This is a genomic window from Streptomyces shenzhenensis, from assembly GCF_003688995.1.
GTDB lineage: Bacteria > Actinomycetota > Actinomycetes > Streptomycetales > Streptomycetaceae > Streptomyces > Streptomyces shenzhenensis_A.
Window position 1 is genome coordinate 120,905 of sequence record NZ_PENI01000021.1, and the last position, 15,797, is coordinate 136,701.

Annotated in this window: 14 protein-coding genes and 1 riboswitch; of the genes, 9 read left to right on the top strand and 5 right to left on the bottom strand. The window is 70.5% G+C overall.

Annotated elements, in window-relative coordinates; translation table 11 throughout:
- Positions 1 to 3 precede the first annotated feature (3 nt).
- Complete coding sequence (locus CTZ28_RS28625; protein WP_121892592.1) at positions 4 to 1,197, bottom strand: M24 family metallopeptidase; 1,194 nt, start codon at positions 1,195 to 1,197, stop codon at positions 4 to 6.
- Positions 1,198 to 1,264: 67 nt separating this feature from the next.
- Positions 1,265 to 2,491: an MFS transporter gene (locus CTZ28_RS28630; protein ID WP_183154640.1), complete on the bottom strand. Its 1,227-nt coding sequence runs from the start codon at positions 2,489 to 2,491 to the stop codon at positions 1,265 to 1,267.
- Positions 2,492 to 2,666: 175 nt separating this feature from the next.
- On the opposite strand from CTZ28_RS28630, the gene CTZ28_RS28635 reads away from it, so the two are divergent.
- Positions 2,667 to 3,290 carry a TetR/AcrR family transcriptional regulator gene (locus tag CTZ28_RS28635; RefSeq protein WP_220795419.1) on the top strand — a complete coding sequence of 208 codons (624 nt, stop codon included), beginning with the start codon at positions 2,667 to 2,669 and terminating at the stop codon, positions 3,288 to 3,290.
- A gap of 38 nt (positions 3,291 to 3,328) precedes the next feature.
- Here the strand turns inward: CTZ28_RS28635 and CTZ28_RS28640 are convergent, their stop codons facing one another.
- The 3 genes from CTZ28_RS28640 to CTZ28_RS28655 all read right to left on the bottom strand — a co-directional run bounded on the left by CTZ28_RS28640 (position 3,329) and on the right by CTZ28_RS28655 (position 6,040).
- Entirely contained in the window at positions 3,329 to 3,658 is a 330-nt protein-coding gene (locus tag CTZ28_RS28640; RefSeq protein ID WP_310887629.1) for an SDR family oxidoreductase, read from the bottom strand.
- 144 nt (positions 3,659 to 3,802) lie between these two features.
- Positions 3,803 to 4,642, bottom strand: coding sequence for a bifunctional 5,10-methylenetetrahydrofolate dehydrogenase/5,10-methenyltetrahydrofolate cyclohydrolase (locus CTZ28_RS28645; RefSeq protein ID WP_121892643.1), 840 nt, complete (start codon positions 4,640 to 4,642; stop codon positions 3,803 to 3,805).
- A gap of 49 nt (positions 4,643 to 4,691) precedes the next feature.
- A riboswitch (ZMP/ZTP riboswitch) is annotated at positions 4,692 to 4,777 on the bottom strand.
- Between the two features lie 300 nt (positions 4,778 to 5,077).
- The gene (locus CTZ28_RS28655) at positions 5,078 to 6,040 is read right to left on the bottom strand and encodes a LacI family DNA-binding transcriptional regulator (protein ID WP_121892596.1); all 963 of its coding nucleotides are present in this window, start codon (positions 6,038 to 6,040) and stop codon (positions 5,078 to 5,080) included.
- A gap of 321 nt (positions 6,041 to 6,361) precedes the next feature.
- Here CTZ28_RS28655 and CTZ28_RS28660 point away from each other — a divergent pair, with 321 nt between their 5' ends.
- From CTZ28_RS28660 to CTZ28_RS28695, 8 genes are all read left to right on the top strand, one after another.
- Entirely contained in the window at positions 6,362 to 7,183 is an 822-nt protein-coding gene (locus CTZ28_RS28660; RefSeq protein ID WP_121892597.1) for an ABC transporter permease, read from the top strand.
- Positions 7,180 to 7,977: an ABC transporter permease gene (locus tag CTZ28_RS28665; protein ID WP_259471848.1), complete on the top strand. Its 798-nt coding sequence runs from the start codon at positions 7,180 to 7,182 to the stop codon at positions 7,975 to 7,977. The genes CTZ28_RS28660 and CTZ28_RS28665 overlap by 4 nt, the downstream gene beginning before the upstream one ends.
- On the top strand, positions 7,974 to 9,068 hold the full coding sequence (locus CTZ28_RS28670) for an ABC transporter ATP-binding protein (protein WP_121892598.1): 1,095 nt from the start codon (positions 7,974 to 7,976) through the stop codon (positions 9,066 to 9,068). Before CTZ28_RS28665 ends, CTZ28_RS28670 begins: the two co-directional genes overlap by 4 nt.
- A gap of 159 nt (positions 9,069 to 9,227) precedes the next feature.
- Entirely contained in the window at positions 9,228 to 10,298 is a 1,071-nt protein-coding gene (locus CTZ28_RS28675; RefSeq protein WP_121892599.1) for an extracellular solute-binding protein, read from the top strand.
- Positions 10,299 to 10,420: 122 nt separating this feature from the next.
- Entirely contained in the window at positions 10,421 to 11,659 is a 1,239-nt protein-coding gene (locus tag CTZ28_RS28680; protein ID WP_121892600.1) for an adenosine deaminase family protein, read from the top strand.
- A complete protein-coding gene (locus CTZ28_RS28685) occupies positions 11,656 to 12,999 on the top strand; it encodes a CapA family protein (RefSeq protein WP_121892601.1) in 1,344 nt (447 codons plus the stop codon). The genes CTZ28_RS28680 and CTZ28_RS28685 overlap by 4 nt, the downstream gene beginning before the upstream one ends.
- A gap of 290 nt (positions 13,000 to 13,289) precedes the next feature.
- The gene (locus CTZ28_RS28690) at positions 13,290 to 13,874 is read left to right on the top strand and encodes a hypothetical protein (RefSeq protein WP_259471849.1); all 585 of its coding nucleotides are present in this window, start codon (positions 13,290 to 13,292) and stop codon (positions 13,872 to 13,874) included.
- 387 nt (positions 13,875 to 14,261) lie between these two features.
- Entirely contained in the window at positions 14,262 to 15,794 is a 1,533-nt protein-coding gene (locus CTZ28_RS28695) for an ABC transporter substrate-binding protein (protein WP_121892602.1), read from the top strand.
- Positions 15,795 to 15,797 lie beyond the last annotated feature (3 nt).

The window sequence follows — 15,797 nt, forward strand, 5'->3', positions numbered from 1 at the left end:
GCTTCAGGGCAGGACGATCAAGTCCCGTGGCAGGGTGGTGAGCAGCCGGTTGCCGTCGCTGCCGACGACGAACGGGTCCTCGACGTGCACGCAGCCGAAGCCGAACTCGTAGTACGGCGTCTCGATGTTCACGACCGTCCCGGGCTCCAGTTCGCCGGTGCTGCCGGGGCGGATCAGGACCGGGTCGTAGACCTCGACGCCGATGCCATGGCCGACGTGGTTGCGGCGGTAGTGCGGGATGCCGGCGGCACGGACGCTGTCCACGGTGAGGTCGAACAGCTGGTGTCCGCTCATCCCGGGGCGTGCGGCGTCCAGGGCCTGCTGCTCCCCCGCGAGCACGGCGTCGTAGAGCCGCGCCAGTCGCGTGTCCGGCTCGCCGAGGGTGCACACGCGGGCGATGTCGCACCAGTAGCCGCCGACCACCGCGCCCACGTCGAACCAGATCGCCTGCCCCCGCTGCAGCGGTGTCCCGGTCGGGCGGCGCTGGCCCGCAACAGCATTCGCGCCGATGCGGATGAGGGTGAACTTCGGCACGCCGCCCTGCGCCGCCACCGACCGGTTGAACTCCCGCACCAGCTCACGCTCGGTGACGCCCTGTTCCGTGATCGCGACCGTGGCGCGGATGGCGTTCTCCGCCACTGCCGCGGCAGCAGCAATGCGTTCGAGTTCCTGAGGGGTCTTCACCTGCCGCACCCAGCGCAGGTGTTGGGCTGCCGGGACAATCTGCCAGCCGGACAGCTCCTTCGCCAAGGCTTCCAAGAAGTCGGCCGGTACGCCCTCCTCGTCGACGCCGACCCGTCCACCGCCCGGGCACGTACTGCGGATCGCGTGGGCGAGTGCGGACAGCGCCGTGTCGAAGCGGGTGTCCCAGCTGACCTCGCGCAGCAGTTCGTCCTGCGGGCCCAGGGCGGCTTCCTCCGGCACCTCGCGGAAGAACGGCCCGTAGGCGACGGCCTCGCGAATCGGCTCGTCGGCGTCGAGGAACTGGTCCACCTCGCAGCGCCCGCACACGAACACGGCGCCGGCTCGGGTGTCCTGGGACAGCACGGCGAAGGCGCGTCCCGAGTGCGGGAACATGCCCAGGTGCACGCTGTCGATGCCGGTGAGGTACGTCAGGTTCTCGGCTGTGGTGCTCACGACGGCGTCGAGTCGCTCCTCGGCCATCCGCTGGTGCAGGCGCTCGTGGTTGACGCGCACGTATCCCTCCCCTTTCTCGTGTTCGGATCATGTACGCGGGTTGTCCCCGGCGATGGGCACCGGTGGCTCACTCGGTGACGGAAGTGCCCTCGGCACGCGCCGCCTCGCTACATCGGCTTCGGCTGGAGGTGGAGCCTGGCAGGCAGAGCAGCGGGATCACCCACAGGGCCGCGACCGCGACGATGGCGACGCCTGTCCGCCCGCCGGCCACCGCGGCCCCGACGAGCGGGGTGCCGACCACGATGACCAGGTTGGCGTGCGCGTTGATCAGTCCGATCGCTCCCGCAGGACGGTCGGGGCGTCGCTGCTGGGCGGAGGTGAAGACGCCCGCGAACGGCAGCCCTGACGCGATGCCCAGCGTGATGCAGAGGAGCGGGGCGAGGGCGACGGGACCCGCGTGCGCCAGGGCGAGCACGCACAGGCCGCCCACCAGCAGCGAGCCGGCGGTCCACGGCCGCACGCGCTCCGGCCACGCGCGAGCCAGGATTCCGCCCAGCGGGCGGCTCACGATCGTCGTCAGCAGGATCAGGGAAGCAGTGCCGGTCGCGAAGGCACTCGACATCCCCCACGTCCTGTGGAGGACCAGCGCCGCCCAGTTGCTCAGCACCACCGAGGCCCCGAAAGTGACGGCGTGCACCGCCGCGAGCCGGTACAACTCCGTATCCCGCAGCACGGACCGCCGAGGCCCTGGGACAACTCGCTGTACGCGCTTCCCGGCCGGCTCACGAGAGGCGGTGTCGGCGAGCAGTGCCGCGACGGCCAGGACCGCAAGCGCCGCGGACGTCACCCAGGTCGAACGCCACCCCAGTGTGTGCGCGCCGAGCGGAACGCCCAGCAGCGCGGCTCCGCCGGCAGCCGCGGCAGCGCCGCCGAACACTCCCTGTCCCGTTGCGCCACTGCCGCTGCTGCGGGCGACCTCGGCTCCGGAGACATAGCACAGCGCGGCACCGATACCGGCGATCGCACGGCACGCAGCGGCCAGCGCCCCCAGCGGGGCGGCGCTCGCGACGGCGTACGCGAGCGCGACGGTCGCCAGCCCCCACAACCCGGTCCTGCGCATGCCGAGCCGGTCGACCACCAGGCCGGCCGGCACCTGGGCCGCCGCATACGTGAGGCTGAACGCCGAGGTGAGGAAGCCGACTTCGGGCAAGCTCAGGCCGTACGCCTCGGCGATCGCAGGCGCTTCCGCTCCGGCGGCCGTCAACGACCACCCGGCGGTTCCCCCGAGGAGGCATGCCGCGAGCAGTCCGCGAGCACTCGTGGTGGGAAAGCCCTCGCGCAGCAATTCGGACATTCCTCCATGCCTGTTCCCGTATCGGATACCGGGGGAGCCATACGGACCACACCGCCTCAAGCGCACGCCCAAGCAGCTGACCTGTACGAGTCTCCGAGCGACTCCCTTGGCGGCCCCAGCAGTCGTAGTGCGACGCGACGTCGCGTCGCAAATGCTGCCATGCATAATGGCCGCCATGCCAGAGCGCGCGGGGATTCAGATGCACGAAAAGTCGCCAAAGGCGGACACGGGCCCGCGGCGCAGGGAGTCCATCCTGGCCGCGACCCTGGAACAGCTCGGCGAGCGCGGCTACCGAGACCTGACGATGGAGGGCGTCGCGGCGCGCGCAGGCGTCCACAAGGCCACGCTGTACCGCTGGTGGGCGTCCAAAGGGCACCTGGTCGGCTGGGCGCTCGGGGCCTCTTTGTCCACCGGGCCCATCCCCGACACCGGCGACACCCGGGAGGACCTGGTGAGCTGGCTCAACGTCACGATCGCCAACTACACCTCCACCGCGGCGGGCAGCGCGCTTCCCGGCCTGCTCAACGACCTGGCGCGCGAACCCGGAACCCTGGAGGCGTTCCGAGCGGTCTTCCTCCACGAGCGCAGAGCCAACTGCACGCGAGTCATTCACCGCGGCATCGCGCGAGGCGACATCCCCGCGGATGTCGACATCGAACTCTTCATGGACGTGCTCGCCGGCCCTGTCTTCTACCGGCAGCTGGTGACGGGAAGCCCTCCTCCCCGCAACCTGGCGGAGCAGATAGTCGACCTCCTGCTGTCCGGCCGGATCCCGCGCACAGACTCCACGTCCGACTAGCGACCGGTGTGATCCACCCGTGAGATCCGCTCGCTGCTTCAGCGCATGTGGGAACCGCCGTTGATGTCGAAGGTGGCGCCCGTGACGTAGCCGCCCTCTTCACTGACGAGGTAGGCCACGAGGCCGGCGACCTCCGTCGGCCGGCCCAGGCGCCCTACGGGGATGCTCCGGGCCGCGTCCGACACCGCCGCCGCACCCAGGTCATCCACCGCGGGCGTATGGACGGCGGCCGGTGCGACGGCGTCGACGGTCACGCCTCGGGCCGCCAGCTCTCCGGCGAACACCTTGGTGAGCACCACGACGCCCGCCTTGGCGGACGAGGAGGGGCAGTCCGTTCGCGTCGGAGTCTCAGCCGGCAACCGTTCCAAGCGTGACGAGACGCGACGTCCAGCTCAGCGACCACGTGTCGGCCTCGGCATCCCCGCACTCCGCCGTCCGAAAGAGTCGAAATGACCTTCACCAGGCCGATGTCTCACTGGGTGCTTGCCACGGAATTGTCGGCGGCGCCGAGATCAGTGGTGCTGGATTCCGAGCTGGTTCGCGGCGGCGTTCACGGTCTGTGCGAGCAGGACGGCGATGGTCATCGGCCCGACGCCGCCGGGCACCGGAGTGATCAGACGGGCGCGGGTGCGGGCGGTGTCAAAGTCCACGTCGCCGACGTTGCCCGGGTTGTATCCGGCATCGATCACCACCGCGCCGGGCTTGATGTCCTCACCTCGGATCAGTCGGGGTCGTCCCGCGGCCGCTACCACGACGTCCGCTTCCTGGACGATCCTCGACAAGTCCGCCGTTCGCGAGTGGCAGTACGTCACCGTTGCGTCCTTGGCGAGCAGGAGCATCCCCACCGGTTTGCCGAGGATCGCGCTGCGGCCCACCACGACGGCCTGCTTGCCGGTGAGGTCGACGTCGTATGCCTCCAGCAGGCGCATGATCCCGCCCGGCGTGCAGGACACGAAGCCCGGCAGGCCAAAGCTCATCGTGGCGAAGGAACGCATCGTGACCCCGTCGACATCCTTCTCCGGGGCGATGGCCTCGAACGCCGCGCGCTCGTCGATGTGCGGGCCGCAAGGATGCTGGAGCAGGACGCCGTGTACCTCCGGGTCGCCGGACAGGCCGGCAAGAATGTCGATCAGCTCAGCGGTCGTGGTGGCGGCAGGCAGACCGATGTGCCGAGACTGGATACCTGCCTTCGCGCACCGCGCACGCTTCATACGGACATACGTAACCGACGCGGGATCCTCTCCCACCAGCACCGTCGCCAGACAGGGTGCAGCGCCCGTGCGCTGTGAAATCTCCGCGGCCTTGGCAGCAGCCTCTTCGACGATGCATGTGGCAAGGCCGGTGCCGTCCATGAGCTGGGCCGTCTGAGTCGCGGACACGATTGTCCTCCAGGCGTTTCTGACTACTCGCCCAGGCGCGCGGCAACGACGTCCCGTCAGACCGCTCCCCGGTGGTACTCCACCTCAGCGCCAGTCACAGCCCAGACCGCACTGAAGTCGACGCAGAGAGCGGCCGCAGCAGACGGTACATGACCAACGGCAAGCGCATCGAACGGGACATGGCCGGCGCGCCCCGCCGCCGAGGGCCGACGCTGACCCGTCCGGCCGAGAGAGCCATGCCCGCGGCGGATTCGCCCGGGCGGGACTTCACCACTCCGGCGCCCGGGACGAGGCACGTCGGCGACATCACCTCCATCGCCACCGACGAGGGCGGGCTCCACCCGGCGACCCGCGAGTCCGTCGGCCACTCCCAGGATCCTTTGGGAGCACCCGGCCTCGGACGACGCGTCAGGCCCCCGGCCAGAAGACCGGCACCGACAGGCGCCGCCGCACCGGCGCGGCCGGCGCTCCCTTCGACTCGAGGGCGTCGGCGAGCGCCGCCATGGCCGCCGTGCCGAGCCCTTCACCGTCGACGTCGATCGCGGGGATCGTGCCGCCGCCGAGCGCCTCGGCGACCATCCGCTCCGTACTCACGATGACGTCGCCCGGCGAGGCGATGCCCCGGGCGTGCAGCCCGAAGACGAGGCCGAGCCCGATCGAGGTGGCGTAGGGCACCACCGCCGTCGCACCGCAGGCCAGGACCGCTTCGACGCTCGACACACCCGCGGCGAACGTCGAGGGGGCCGGGCCGAGCACGGTGAGCCCGGCCCGGCCCTGGGCCGCCTCCGTCACCGCCCGAGTGCGCTGACGGTCCTGCCAGGAGCCCTCGGGGCCGCCGATGTAGGCCACCGAGCGATGCCCGTCGGCGATGAAGCGGCGCATGAGCGTGCCGAAGGCGGTCGCGGTGTCCGCGACGATCGAGCTCATCCCGGCGAGCTCACGATCGACGAGCACGGTCGGCCGCAGGGCCCCGGCAGCCTGCAACAGCTCGTCGGCACCGCGCGGCGCCACGACGATGACGCCGTCGACCTGGCGGGTCAGTCGCTCGAAGGCACGTAGCTGCGCCGGTTCCTCCATCGGGTTGACGGAGACGGTCAGTTGCAGATCCGCCAGGTCCGCGCGGGCCTGGGCACCGGAGATGATCGGGGTGAAGAAGGTGTTGTCGAGGGTCGGTACGACGAGCGCGACGATGCCGGTCCGCCCGCGGGCCAGTTGACTGGCGACGCGACTGGGCACAAAGCCGAGTTGCTCGGCGGCCGCCCGCACCCGGGCCGCCGTTTCCGGTGCGACGAGGTCCGGGCGGCTCAGCGCTCGTGACGCCGTCGACTTCGAGACGGTGGCGAGCGCGGCGACGTCGGCCAGTGTGGACACGGCTGTCCCTTCTCGGAGAGTCCCGGACGGGGATCGCCCGGCGGGACTGACGGGTGAACGGTCGGACGCCCATTTCCCTTTCCCACGGCGACCCGAACCGGTTGCGGTGCGGCGACACCCAGGTTTACAGGATGTTTACAACGCGGGGTCGACCGCCCCCTGACATCAGGTTATGGTTCTGCAACCGGTTGCGCAACCGGTTGCAGAACCGCCCCCTGACATCAGGTTATGGTTCTGCAACCGGTTGCGCAACCGGTTGCAGAACGTTTTACTCCTGTCCCTCACAAACCCTTGCCAGAAGCCTTCAGAACGGAGGAACCGGTGCATACACGGCGCACAGCCCTGCTCGCGGCACCCGGACTCCTGCTGCTGCTCACGGCGTTCCTGGTTCCCTCGGCCGCGATGCTCCTGGCGCCACCCGGTGTCGGTACCGGCGAGATCCTGGAACGGCTCGGCGACATGCTGAGCAACGCCTATGACCTGCGGATCATCGGACGTACCGTCGGTATCGGCCTCGTCGTCACCGTGGTCTGCGTCGGGCTCGGCTTCCCCATCGCCTATCTGCTCGCCCGCTCCACCTCACGCTGGTCCGGGATGCTGCTCGCGCTGGCGATCTTCCCGCTGCTGCTGAGCAACGTCGTACGCACCTACGGATGGCTCGTCGTCCTCGGCTCCAACGGGGCCGTGGGGCAACTGCTCACCGGGCTCGGGATGGTCGACAAGGCACCGCAGCTCCTCTACACCGACCTGGCGATCGTGCTCGGACTGACCCAGCTCTTCCTGCCGCTGGCGGTCGTGTCCTGCTACTCGGCGGTCGCACAGATCGACGCCGGCCTCGACGAGGCCGCACGCGGACTCGGTGCGCGTCGCATGCGCACCTTCTGGGACGTCGTCGTGCCGCTGTCGGCCCCCGGCATCGTGATCGCCGCGACGCTCGTCTTCGCCGGTTCGGCGACCGCGTACACAACCCCCTACCTCCTGGGGGGCTCGCGGCACCGGATGCTCTCCACCCAGCTCTACAGCTACTCCAGCGTCACCATCGACTGGGCGAGCGCCTCGGCGACCGCGCTCATCATGACCGTGCTCGTCTTCGCCGTGTCCGGTCTGTCCTCGCTGGCCGCCCGCCGTGGGAGAACCTCGTGAACAGCCGCCATCCCGTCGCCGCGAGCCTCGCCGTGGCCGGATACGTCATCATGATCGTGCCGCTTCTCTTCGTGATGGCCACGGCCTTCACCGCGGGCAACACCCTGCGCTTTCCCCCCGAAGGGTTCTCCACGCGCTGGTTCGGCGCAGCTCTGGCCAACGAGCCGTTCGTCAGCGCCCTGTTCGGCAGCCTCCAACTCGCCTTCCTGGCAACTCTGCTGGCCTTGCTGATCGGGGTACCGGCGACGCTCGCCATCCACCGCGGGCGGCTGCCCGGCAAGGCGCTCGTCGAGGGTCTCTTCCTGTCACCGCTCGTCGTGCCCGAACTGGTGCTCGGCCTGGCGCTCTATCAGCAGCTGGTCATCGGGCTCCGGATGGACAACTTCCAGGTGCTCCTGCTCGGCCACACCGTGCTTCTGCTCCCCTACGCCGTGCGGGTCACGGGCGCCTCGCTCGCCCTCGTCGACGGCCAGGTCGAGGAGGCGGCACGCGGGCTCGGCGCCTCACCGTTGCGGGCCTTCCTGACCGTCACCCTGCCGCTGCTGCGGCCCGGAATCTTCTCGGCCGGCCTGCTGGCCTTCATCACCTCGTTCAACAACGTGCCGCTCTCCCTGCTGCTGCAGAGCTTCGAATTCCGCACACTGCCGGTCACGATGCTCGATTACGTCCAGCAGAACTACAACCCGATGGTGGCGGCCGTCTCGACACTCGTCCTGGCCGCCACGGTGCTGGTCGCCGTTCTCGCCGAGCGCACGGTCGGCTTCGCCAGGATCTTCGGAGGGATCAACCAATGAAGCCGACGCCGCAGACGACTCCGCCGGCGCCGACCGCAGCGTCGCAACCGGCCACGCCGGCAGCTCCCGCCGCCGAGTTCATCGGCGTCAGCCGACGCTTCGGCGACGTCGCCGCGGTCGACGGCATCGACCTCACCATCGAGCGCGGCAAGCTCACGACACTGCTCGGCCCGAGCGGGTGCGGCAAGACGACCTCGCTGCGGATGCTCGCCGGTTACGCCGCCCCGAGCGAGGGCCGCATCCTCATCGACGGCGTGGACAGCACCCGTACCCCGCCGGAGCGGCGCGGCCTCGGCATGGTGTTCCAGTCGTACGCGCTCTTCCCGCACATGAGCGTCGCCGACAACGTCGGATACGGGCTCAAGCTGCGGAAGGTGACCCGCGCGGAGCGACAGGCCCGTGTCGGTGAGGCGCTGGAGCTGGTCGGGCTCGGACACCTGGCGAAATCCCGGCCGCGCAAGCTCTCCGGCGGCCAGCAGCAGCGGGTGGCTCTCGCCCGTGCCATCGCCATCCGGCCGAAACTGCTGCTGCTCGACGAGCCGCTGTCCAACCTCGACGCCCGGCTGCGTGTCCAGATGCGGGCGGAGATCCGGCGCATCCAGGCCGAGACCGGCCTGACCGTCGTCCTCGTCACCCACGACCAGGACGAAGCACTCGAACTGTCCGACGTCATGGTGGTCATGCGCGCCGGCAAGATCGTGCAGCGTGGCGCGCCGGAGACCGTCTTCCGCAACCCCGCCGACCGGTTCGTCGCGGAGTTCCTCGGTTACGAGAACTTCCTCACCGGCACCGACGGCGCCCTGCTCACCGTCCGGCCCGAGCAGCTGCGGCTCGACGACGACCCGGCGCCCGAACAAGGCCCGGACGCCCCGGCCGGGCTGAGCCTCCAGGGCACGGTCACGGACGTCGCCTTCCGCGGCGTCGACCTCGTCGTGACGGTGGAGGCGGCCGACCCCTCGGGCCGTACGGTGCGGATCGTCGCGGAGGTGCGCGAGTCCGGTCCCGGCAGCCCTCGGTCCGCCGGCCCTCGCCCCGGTGACCGGGTACGGCTGACAGCGCCCGAGCACAGCCTGATCCGCGTACAGGACTGAGTTTCCGTCACGGCAGCCTGCGGGCCCTCTCCCCGTTCCCCGCCCGCACGGCCCCGCTCCCCCGTCTCCCCTGCTCCCCCACGCCATGTCCGCCACCGGCACCACCGGCCCCATCGCCTCGCCACGCCCCCGAGGCCATCCGCCGAAAGGATCAGCACCATGCCCCGCATCCGCCCGAGCAGACGCCTGTCCGTCACGATCGGTCTCGCCGTCATGACGGTCTTCGCCTCAGGTTGTTCCTCGCCCGGTTCCGGCTCCGACGCCGACACCATCGTCGTGAGCACCTTCCCCTTCGGAGTGGAGGAGTTCCAGAAGGCGGTCGTCGACCCGTTCACCAAGAAGACAGGCATCAAGGTCAAGGTCCAGACCGGTTCCAACTCCGACCGGCTCTCCCAGCTCCAGCTGACCAAGGACCGCTCCGGCATCGATGTGATGCTCCTGTCGGACACCTACGTCGCGCTGGGTGCGAAGGACAAGCTGTTCGAGCCGGTCGACGCGGAGGACGTCCCCGCGATCAAGGACATCGCCGATTTCGCCGTCGACGACGCCTACCCCGGGCCCGCGTACTCGTACCAGCTCAACGGCACGATCTACAACACGGACAAGGTGACCCGGAAGCAGGCCGCCGACTGGGGGCTCTACGGCGACCCCGCCCGCTCCCGCAGGGTCGCGCTGCCCGACATCTCCGCCTCCTCCGGCCAACTGCTGGTCGCGGGGCTCGGCGAGACGTACGGTGACGGCCCCTACGACATCGACACCGCGTTGCAGAAGCTGTCCGGCTGGGCCCCCGGTGTTCTGCAGTTCTATACGTCCTCCACCGAGGTGACGAGCCTGCTCAGCCAGGGCGAGATCGTCGCGGCCAACTCGCTCAACGGCTTCGCGACGAGCCTGGTCGCCGCCAAGGAACCGATCGCGTTCCAGAAGCCGTCGACCGGCGCCTACATGACCACCAACCGGGCCGCGGTCCCCGAGGGAGCCCCGAACTCCAAGGGCGCGCACGCCTTCATCGACTATCTGCTCGGCGTGACGGCGCAGTCGTCCTCGGCCAAGACCGTCGGCGACCTGCCCGTGAACCCGGGCGCGGAGATCCCGGACTCCCTGCGCGCCGTCGTCGGCGACATCGCGGACGATCCCGTCAAGGCCGGGTACAAGACGCTCGACCCCGCCGAAGTGCTCGCCGTGCGCGACGAACTCGTCAAGCGCTTCGCCCGCGAAGTGGCGGGGCACTGACGGGGACGGGCCCGGGCGAATCCGTCCTCGCCCCGGGCCCGCCCGGCACCGTACCCGGGCCCAGCCGGCAGCCCGCGAAACCGGCACCCGCGCCGGACAACCCACGAGCGAACGAAGCATCCATGAGCCCCAGCACCCCCACTCCCCCGTCCAGCCGCCTCGACGAGCAGACCGCCTCCCGGGCCGGCCGCCTCCACGCCTACCTCGACCGCCTCCCCAAGGCGGATCTGCACTGCCACCTGATCGGCACCGTCCGGGCGGCCACGTTCGCCGAACTCGCCCGCCGCGAACGCCTCCCGCTCCCCGACTCGCCCGAGCGGGTCTACGCCGGCATCAACTCCCTGCCGCCCGACCCGGCCCTCTACCGCACGACCCGCATACCCGTACCGCAGGGCCGCTCCGCCGACGAACCGGACGTTTCCTACTCGCTGTTCCAGGCCTCCCGCTGGGTGGTCGACGTACTGCGCGGGCCCGACGATCTGACGCGCGTCGTCCACGAGGCGTTCGAGGACGCCCACCGGTACAGCTCCACCCGGCATCTCGAACTGTCCTTCGACGCACTGCCGGAGCACCTGCTTCCGATCGGCTACCCCGGCGTCGTCGAGGCCTATGCCGAGGGAATCCGGATGGCCGAGCGCGACTTCGGCATGACCGGTCTGCTGATCGCCGGCATCGACCGCAGCCGCAGCGCGGACGACGCGCTCGCGTGGGTCCGCACGGTCGTCGATCATCCGCACGAGTACGTCGCGGGCATCGGCCTGGACAACCTGGAGACGGCCGGTCCCCCCGAGCGCTTCGCGGCCGCCTACCGGCTCGCCGGCGAGGCGGGGCTCCGGCGCACGGCACACTCCTCCGAGCACGCACCAGTCGCCGGGAACACGATCACCTGCCTCGACGTACTCGGCTGCGACCGCATCGACCACGGCTACTTCGTTCTGGAGGACGACGCCGTCGTCGCGCGACTGCGCGAGGAGCAGGTGCCGCTCTGCGTCATCTCGACGACCTCGCGGCGCTCCTGGCGCCCTTGGCGCAAGGCCTCCATCGCCGCCATGAACGAGGCCGGCCTCAATGTGATCCCGGCTTCGGACGATCCGGGCATGTTCCCCACGACGCTCGCGGCCGAGTACCGGATCCTCGCCGACGAGCTGGCGGTGCCCAGGGAGCGGCTGCGGGCGATGGCACTCGCGAGCGTCGACGCCTGCTGGCTGCCGCCCGGCCGGAAGACGGAGCTGCGCGAGCGGTTCGAGCGCGACATCGCCGCACTCGACGCGGAGTTCGCCGCCGGGCCCGCCGCCGTCGGGGCTGCCACGGAACCCGCCACCGGGTCCGCCGTCGAGGCGGGAGACGGGAAGAACGCATGAGCATGCGCATGGAGGGCATGGCACTGGAGCCGGGCGACGTGCCGCGTTCCCCTCTCGCCGGGCGGTTCACGTTCGGCGCCGTGGGCGACCTCATCTACCTGCGCCCGATGGCGCGCACGCTGCGCGCGCAGCAACCCGGTCTGCTGCGCGAACTGGCCCGCGCCGACGTCCTGTTCGGCAATCTCGAAACCGCGATCCTCGACCTCGACGCCTTCGACGGCGCCCCGCAGGCCGAGTCCGGCGGCACCTGGATGCACGCCGATCCCCGGGTCGCCGACGACCTGAGCGCGCTCGGTTTCTCGGTCGTCGGCCTCGCCAACAACCATGCCACCGACTGGGGCACCGAGGGCCTGCTGGAGACCGTACGCCGCCTCGACCGCGCGGGACTGCCGAGCGCGGGCGCGGGACGTACGTCGAGCGGGGCGCGGGCCGCGACCTACCTGGACGTCGAGCAGGGGCGGATCGCCGTGCTCGCCGCCACCGCGACCTTCACGCCGATGTCCCCTGCCGCCGATCCCTTCGGGCGTGTGCCCGCCCGTGCCGGTATCAGCGTCCTGCGCACAGTCGAGACCAGCGTCGTGAGTCCGCAGGACTACGCGGTGCTGACCCGACTCGCCGCGGCCGGCAGCTACTCGAACTCGGTCCGCGAGGGCTCACTGCGCCTGATGGGCGGCGAGTTCGTGGCCGACGAGAGCCTGGGACCCGGGGAGGTGCGCATCGAACACCGCACCGACGAGTCGGATGCCGCCGAGATCCTCACCGCGATCCGCCAGGCCAGGCAGAACAGCAGCTTCGTCGTCTTCTCGTTCCACAGCCACGAACCCGACAACGGTGCGCAACCGGCACCGTTCGCCGCCGAGTTCGCCCGGCGCGCGGTCGACGCCGGGGCGGACGTGGTCGTCGGCCACGGCCCGCACCAGTTGCGCGGCATCGAGCTCTACCGCGGGGCACCGATCTTCCATTCGCTCGGCAACTTCGCCATGATGAGCAACAGCCTCGACGTCGTCACCCGCGACACGTATCGGCTCTACGGCGCCGACCCGGCCGACGTCACGGTCCCGGAGCTGCTCAGCGCCCGCAACGCCACCATCTTCGCCGACCCGGTACTCGACGAGTCGCTGCTGCCGCTGCTCCACTACGACGAGGGCGAACTCACCGAGATCGAACTGCTCCCCCTCGACCTGGGCCGCGGCACCGCGGGGGCCGCCCACGGCACCCCGCGCCTGGCGGCCCCGGCTGTGGCCGAGCCGCTCCTGGAGCGCGTCGCGGCGCTGTCCGCCCCCTTCGCCACCCGCCTGACCCTCCTCGGCGACCGGGCCACCATCCGGCCCGCCGAGTGAACGGCCACAGACACGGTGGTGACGCTGCGGCAGGCGGTTGATGGTCGATGGGGTGACCGCCAGTCAGGCAAATCACCTTAAGGGGCTAACTCGCAATCAAGCCCCTTGTCTTTCCGGGTATTTGACGTGCCGCCGGCTCTCGACGACATGGCGTACGGGTGTCACGGGTCCCCCGTTCGGCTCCCTGGCTTCGGCCTCTGGAGATGCTCGAGATGAAAGTCACCGGAGCTGTTTGTACGTTCATCATGCGCCGGCTGCTCAGCCGGCCTCTCGCAGACAGGAGAAGTTGCATGTTGATGACCCGCTCCACGGCGGTCACCGCCGGTATCGTGGCCGCCGCGGCCTTGACCGCGACCGGCATCACCTACGCCTCGGCCGCCTCAGAGCCGGGCCAGGTGGCCCCGGTGGCCCCGGTGGCCCTGCCGGCGGCTCCCGCTCCCGCCCCCGCCCAGGCACCCTTCGGCGCCATCGCCCAGGCACCCTTCGGCACCACCGCCCAGGCGCCGTTCGGCGGCAACGTCGGCAAGGGCAACAACGAGGAGAACGAGGAGGAGAACGAGGGCCGCGAGGGCAAGGGCAAGAGGTTCGAAGAGGGCCGGATCCACATCAACGAGCGGACCTACTCCTCCCACCCCGACGGCTGCATCACCGTGATCAGCGGCCTCGGCGCCAAGACCCTGAACATCCGCAACGAGAGCCGCCGTACCGTCGAGGTCTTCCGCGGGGCCGTCTGCGACAACGGCGCCCCCATCGCCACCGTCGGACCGCACAGCTCCAACAACGGCGTGAAGCCGCACGAGACGGAGGGCGTCCACGTCAAGGAGGGAGTGCTGGGCAGCTTCCGGGTCATCAGGCACCACGAGTTCAAGTACTGAACCGGCTGAACCGGCTGCACGACGGGAACCCCCGGCCCGCTGGAATCGGGCCGGGGCTCCCCTCCGGGCAGCACCCGGACCACACCATTCTGTGACAACCCGCGCGCCGTGCGCACCCCGCCGGGCGGCCCCCTCCCCTTACGGCCCACCCGGCGGCCGACTCCCACTACAACGCCACCCGTTCACGCCCCTGCGCAGCCACCGACGCCCCCTGCCGTGCTCCGGAGCACGGCAGGGGGCGTCGGCGTCCCGGCAGGTGGCGGCCCCCTCCGGCGGTACCTGTCCGAGTGGCCCATCCCACACCACACCCTATTGCACATAGTTTGCAATTACATATTAGATGCGTACGCCGTGATTCCGGAGCAGGAAGCAGGAGGCTGCGTACACATGCCGGTCACTCCCACCCGCCGCAGTGTGCTCACCGCGGCGGTCGCCGCCGGCGCCGGTCTGCTCACCGGCTGCTCGCCCGCCGGCGCCGGTTCCTCCTCCCCGAAGCAGGGCGGGACGCTGCGTGCCGTCTTCCCGGGTGCGGGAGTCAAGGAGACGATGGACCCGCACGCGCAGCGGCAGTTCGTCGACATCGCCCGGCACAAGGCCGTGTTCGACAAGCTCGTCGATCTGGACGCGGCCCTTCGGCCCGTACCGAGACTGGCGCGTTCCTGGTCCAGCGACGACGAGGCCCGGGTCTGGCGGTTCGAGCTGCGGGAGGCTCGCTTCCACGACGGGCACGTACTGGATGCCGACGACGTCCTGTACAGCCTGTCCCGCATTCTCGACCCCAAGGCCGGCGACCACCTGGCGAAGAACTCCCTGTCGCACATCGACCTCGCCAACTGCCGCGCGGTGGGCAAGCACGGAGTGGAGATCGCCCTCACCCGGCCCAACGCCGAACTGCCCAGCCAGCTGGCGATGACCGGTACGCCCGTCGTCCGTGACGGCTGGGACGATCCGCGGCATCCCGTCGGCACCGGCCCGTTCCGGTGCGTCGCCTTCACCGCCGGGCGCAGCTTCACCGGCCGCCGCTTCGACGACCACTGGAACGGTGCCCCTCACCTGGACGAGGTGCAGATCCTCTCCGCGGAGGCCGAGGCACGCGCTGCCGCGGTGCGCAGCGGCGAGGTGCATTACGCGCACGAGATGACGCCCACCTTCGCCCGCACGGTCGAGCACGACAGCCGGGTACGGGTGGTGGCGACCAGGCGCAGCGGGGTGCAGGGCTTCGCGCTGAAGACCGACCGGCCGCCGTTCGACGATCCGGACGCGGCGATGGCCGTCAAGCTTCTCGTCGACCGGGAGCGGCTGGTGGAGGTGGTCTGCTCGGGCCGCGCCGAGCTCGGCAACGACCTGTACGGCAAGGGCTACACGTACTACCCGGACGGCCTGGAGCAGCGCGAGCGGGACGTGGCGGAGGCGAGACGGCTGCTGCGCCGCACCGGCCTGTACAACAAGAAGGTCTCCTTCTACACCTCCACGGCGGCGGACGGCTTCGCGCAGGCCGCCCATTTGTTCACCGAGCAAGCCGGTGAGGCGGGGCTCAAGGTGGAGATCACCAACGGGCCGCCGGAGTCGTACTTCACGGACGCCCTGAGCACGGGCACGGTCACCAACCACCGCTGCGGCGCCATGACCATCCCCACCTACATCAGCGAACGCCTGCTCAGCGGGGCGCCGCAGAACGCCACCGCCTGGCGGCACGCGGACTTCGACGACGCCTTCACCGCCGCACGGGCCGTGGTGAACGACGAGACGCGCACCAGGCGCTACCGGTCGGTGCAGACGACGCTGCGCGAGCGCGGCGGGCTGGTGCTGTGGGGGCATCCGGAGTGGCTCAACGCCGTCTCCCGCACCGTCCAGGGCGTGCGGGAGGCCCCGCCGAACACGGTGGACTGGGCGCGGTTCGACACGGTGTGGCTGGACTGAGCA

What these genes read in the sequence shown, in the direction of transcription:
- CTZ28_RS28680 (WP_121892600.1), top strand. Translation starts at nt 10,421, where the DNA reads ATGAGCCCCAGCACCCCCACTCCCCCGTCCAGCCGCCTCGACGAGCAG.
- CTZ28_RS28645 (WP_121892643.1), bottom strand. Translation starts at nt 4,642, where the DNA reads ATGGACGGCACCGGCCTTGCCACATGCATCGTCGAAGAGGCTGCTGCC.
- CTZ28_RS28690 (WP_259471849.1), top strand. Translation starts at nt 13,290, where the DNA reads ATGTTGATGACCCGCTCCACGGCGGTCACCGCCGGTATCGTGGCCGCC.
- CTZ28_RS28670 (WP_121892598.1), top strand. Translation starts at nt 7,974, where the DNA reads ATGAAGCCGACGCCGCAGACGACTCCGCCGGCGCCGACCGCAGCGTCG.
- CTZ28_RS28675 (WP_121892599.1), top strand. Translation starts at nt 9,228, where the DNA reads ATGCCCCGCATCCGCCCGAGCAGACGCCTGTCCGTCACGATCGGTCTC.
- CTZ28_RS28630 (WP_183154640.1), bottom strand. Translation starts at nt 2,491, where the DNA reads ATGTCCGAATTGCTGCGCGAGGGCTTTCCCACCACGAGTGCTCGCGGA.
- CTZ28_RS28635 (WP_220795419.1), top strand. Translation starts at nt 2,667, where the DNA reads ATGCCAGAGCGCGCGGGGATTCAGATGCACGAAAAGTCGCCAAAGGCG.
- CTZ28_RS28685 (WP_121892601.1), top strand. Translation starts at nt 11,656, where the DNA reads ATGAGCATGCGCATGGAGGGCATGGCACTGGAGCCGGGCGACGTGCCG.
- CTZ28_RS28695 (WP_121892602.1), top strand. Translation starts at nt 14,262, where the DNA reads ATGCCGGTCACTCCCACCCGCCGCAGTGTGCTCACCGCGGCGGTCGCC.